Genomic DNA, 3,219 nt, shown 5'->3' on the forward strand with positions numbered 1-3,219 from the left:
CCCTTTCGTCTCTTGTGCATCGATATACTGCCTCACTTTCTCCGCCTGCCGTGCTCGCATCCGGTAAGCTCCTCCCAGACGGGTGCGGATGTTGGTCGTCACTGCTTCCAGCCTCACCGAGTCGGAGTTCTGAATAAAATCGCTGTACAGCTTTCTATCCTCGGCCTTGATGCTGTTCGACTCCAGATGTACGTTGGCTACGGTATATCTTTTCCCGTTTATGTTGATGGTATACACTGCAGCGCCGTTGTAGGACGACTCAAATACCACCTCGTGTGTCTTCTCAATCGGATATTTTGAGAAGCATGCCAATCCGAAGATATGATATTTTCCCGAAGATTCCAAACCGGTAACGGAACGGTACGGGTATTTATTCAGGAGGCGGTTTACATCGCGCTGTGAAAAGATAGATTGGCCTGTTTTGCTCACCAGGTATTCCTGCAAACAGACAATATCGGCATCTGTACGGGCAATATAGTCCAGGATGGGATGCTCCCGGGAGGTTTTATCTCTTTCCCCGGGAAATCCCTGCACATTGTAGGTGAGCACTTGCAAAGTTTCAGCCGGTGCTTTATCCGGAAAGAGATGCATCGGGAAGAATGTGGTGACGGGCTTATAACACAGGAGCATGGCCGCCAGTGATATAAGTGCCAGCTTCCATTTCGAAAAAATGATCCAGAAAACCAGGTAGCACACATTGAGTAGAAAAATAAAGCCGAAACCCAGTCCTATGTAGGAGAAGAGGTTGGTTCTCAGGGGAGAGACATTCCAGGAAAGGAAAGAGCAGAAAAGCAGGATGATGGCTGCCACGTTGGTGGCAAAAATAATCCATACGACGAAGTCCCGGAATCTTATTTTTTTATTTCTTGCTCGCATCAAAAAGCTTCTTTTTTTCGTCTGCGGAGAGGCTGCTGTACCCCGATTGTTTCAATTTGTCAAGGATCGCGTCGATCTCCTCCTGTTCGCTATGTCTACGCTTGTTATACTCCCAATCTGTCTCGTTGCGGGTGTATTCCACCTTCAGCTTCGATTTCTTTTGACGGGGTTTGAACAACCCCACGAACCAATCAATCCACTGGCTCATCCAGCGGGTAATGTCTTTTCCCTTTTTGTATTGTACGGCAAACAAATATCCCAAAAGTGCCCCCCCGATGTGTGCCACGTGTCCCCCCGGATTGGTAGGGTTGCCCAGGGACAGGAAGTCGAGAACAAATGCAAACAGGGCAATGTAGACAATTTTTACGGGACCTAGAAGAAAAAGATGCAACTGTACGTCGGGACGATAAAAGGCAGCGCCCATCACGATGGCCATGACAGCTGCCGATGCGCCAATGAGCCAGCCGCGCCCCATATCCATATAATAAGGGATCGTGTTGAAGGCAACTACATAGAGCAGTGCCCCTGCCAGGCCGCCCAACAGGTAAAGACTGCCCAGAGAGCGGCCGGTAAAATACTGTAAGAAGATCTGTCCGAACCAGTAGAGCCAGAGCATGTTAAAGAGGAGATGCAGGAACCCTTCATGCACAAACATGTAGGATACGGGTGTCCACAACCGGTTTAAAAGCAATGGAATATGGGAGGGTACGCCCAGGAAGACGATGAGGTCGAGGCTGTTGATGTTGAACAACGTGAAAAAGACCCCGATAATTTTCAAAATGATAAAAACAGATGTATTGATAAAGATAAGCTTTGTCAATACATCGCCGGTCTTATATTTGTATTTTAGCGTGTCAATAAAATCTGCCATCTCTCCTGTCTTTGTTTTTCCAATACAAAATCATGAATATTCCGAATAGCATTCCTCCGAGATGGGCAAAATGGGCTACATTATCACCGGATCTGTTGGCTACCCCAAACAGCAATTCCAACAGGCCATATCCTATCACAAACCATTTGGCCTTGATGGGGAAAGGAAACGGAATGATAAAGAGTTCCGCGTTGGGGAACAACATGCCGAACGCCAGGAGTATGCCAAAAACGGCTCCTGAAGCTCCGACCGTGACACTGTCGACCATTGAAAACATCTCTTGCGGCAACTGGGTTTGTACACGTAAGTATAGAACCAGAATCTGAATGAGACCGGCACCTATGCCGGTGACCAGGTAATATGTGAGAAAGCGCTTTTGACCCCATACCTGTTCCAGTGTACGTCCAAACATGAAGACAGCAAACATGTTGAAGAAAACATGCGAGAAGGAGTATGGGTCGTGCAGGAACATGTAGGTAACCAGCTGATAAAAGCGAAAGTCGCTGGACGCCGGGAAGTGAAGCCCGAATTGCCGGGATAAGTCAATGCCTGCCCTGCTTAGCAGCACAAACTGGGCTAGCCAGATGATCCCGTTGATGATGATAATATTCTTGGTGACCGTGGGCAAAATGCCAGCAAAGCTATTTCTATATCTGTTCATTGTGGTAATCTACTGTTGAGGCGCAAAAATACGTATTATTTCGCAGCTAGTGAGGTTTTTTGCCCCATAAATAGGTTTTTTTTTAGAAAATCAAATACTTTTTATCTTTTTTCTTGATTGTTTTCGATTTATCACTTATATTTGACGCCAAAATAAGGCTCAGCCTTGACTTAATGTATGTTTAATTTTATTATTTACGTTTTCTTATGAATAAATCAGAACTAATTAGTGCTATCGCTGAACAATCAGGCCTTAGCAAAGTAGATGCCAAGAAAGCATTGGACGCTACACTGGACACAATTTCTGCAGAAGTGAAAGCCGGAGGTAAAGTGGTGTTGGTTGGATTTGGCACATTCTCTGTGTCTGAAAGAAGTGCAAGAAAAGGGATCAATCCCCGTACAAAGAAACCAATTGACATTCCAGCAAAGAAAACAGCCAAATTTAAAGCTGGATCCGAACTGTCAAATCTCTAAGAACGTAATCGTAGAATAAAAGAGGAACAAATTTTCAGGTTTGTTCCTTTTTATTTTTTCAACTATCTGTTTTTCTGCTTCAAAAACAGAAAACATCGATTACTATAAAAATTATCGGGGAAGATTGTTTTCGAAAAAGAAAAATATCCGTACCTTTGTGCCTCTAAAAAATGACTCCGTAGCTCAGCTGGTAGANNAGAAGTGCAAGAAAAGGTATCAACCCGCGTACAAAGAAGCCCATCAACATTCCTGCAAAGAAAACGGCCAAGTTTAAAGCTGGTTCAGAACTTTCAAATCTTTAAGGACGTAGTCGTGGAATAAAAGAGGAACAAATTTTC

Annotated in this window: 4 protein-coding genes and 1 pseudogene; 2 read left to right on the forward strand and 3 right to left on the reverse strand. The window is 44.7% G+C overall.

Annotation, left to right across the window (positions count from 1 at the left end; translation table 11 throughout):
- The 3 genes from B3Z75_RS06490 to B3Z75_RS06500 form a co-directional block, all read right to left on the reverse strand.
- Positions 1-876: endonuclease/exonuclease/phosphatase family protein (locus B3Z75_RS06490; protein WP_294068814.1), on the reverse strand; the 876-nt coding region annotated here is incomplete at its 3' end.
- Positions 860-1,747 (reverse strand): rhomboid family intramembrane serine protease, encoded by an 888-nt coding sequence (locus tag B3Z75_RS06495; RefSeq protein ID WP_294068816.1) that lies wholly within the window; start codon positions 1,745-1,747, stop codon positions 860-862. The genes B3Z75_RS06495 and B3Z75_RS06490, both read right to left, overlap by 17 nt.
- Entirely contained in the window at positions 1,731-2,408 is a 678-nt protein-coding gene (locus B3Z75_RS06500; RefSeq protein ID WP_294068818.1) for a rhomboid family intramembrane serine protease, read from the reverse strand. Before B3Z75_RS06500 ends, B3Z75_RS06495 begins: the two co-directional genes overlap by 17 nt.
- Positions 2,409-2,614: 206 nt before the next feature.
- Here B3Z75_RS06500 and B3Z75_RS06505 point away from each other — a divergent pair, with 206 nt between their 5' ends.
- The gene (locus tag B3Z75_RS06505) at positions 2,615-2,881 is read left to right on the forward strand and encodes an HU family DNA-binding protein (RefSeq protein WP_294068820.1); all 267 of its coding nucleotides are present in this window, start codon (positions 2,615-2,617) and stop codon (positions 2,879-2,881) included.
- A gap of 197 nt (positions 2,882-3,078) precedes the next feature.
- Positions 3,079-3,183, forward strand: a pseudogene (locus B3Z75_RS06510) (HU family DNA-binding protein); the annotation flags it as partial.
- Positions 3,184-3,219 lie beyond the last annotated feature (36 nt).

It is taken from the genome of Proteiniphilum sp. UBA1028 (assembly GCF_002316955.1).
Taxonomy (GTDB): Bacteria; Bacteroidota; Bacteroidia; order Bacteroidales; family Dysgonomonadaceae; genus Proteiniphilum.

What these genes read in the sequence shown, in the direction of transcription:
- B3Z75_RS06495 (WP_294068816.1), bottom strand. Translation starts at nt 1,747, where the DNA reads ATGGCAGATTTTATTGACACGCTAAAATACAAATATAAGACCGGCGAT.
- B3Z75_RS06500 (WP_294068818.1), bottom strand. Translation starts at nt 2,408, where the DNA reads ATGAACAGATATAGAAATAGCTTTGCTGGCATTTTGCCCACGGTCACC.
- B3Z75_RS06505 (WP_294068820.1), top strand. Translation starts at nt 2,615, where the DNA reads ATGAATAAATCAGAACTAATTAGTGCTATCGCTGAACAATCAGGCCTT.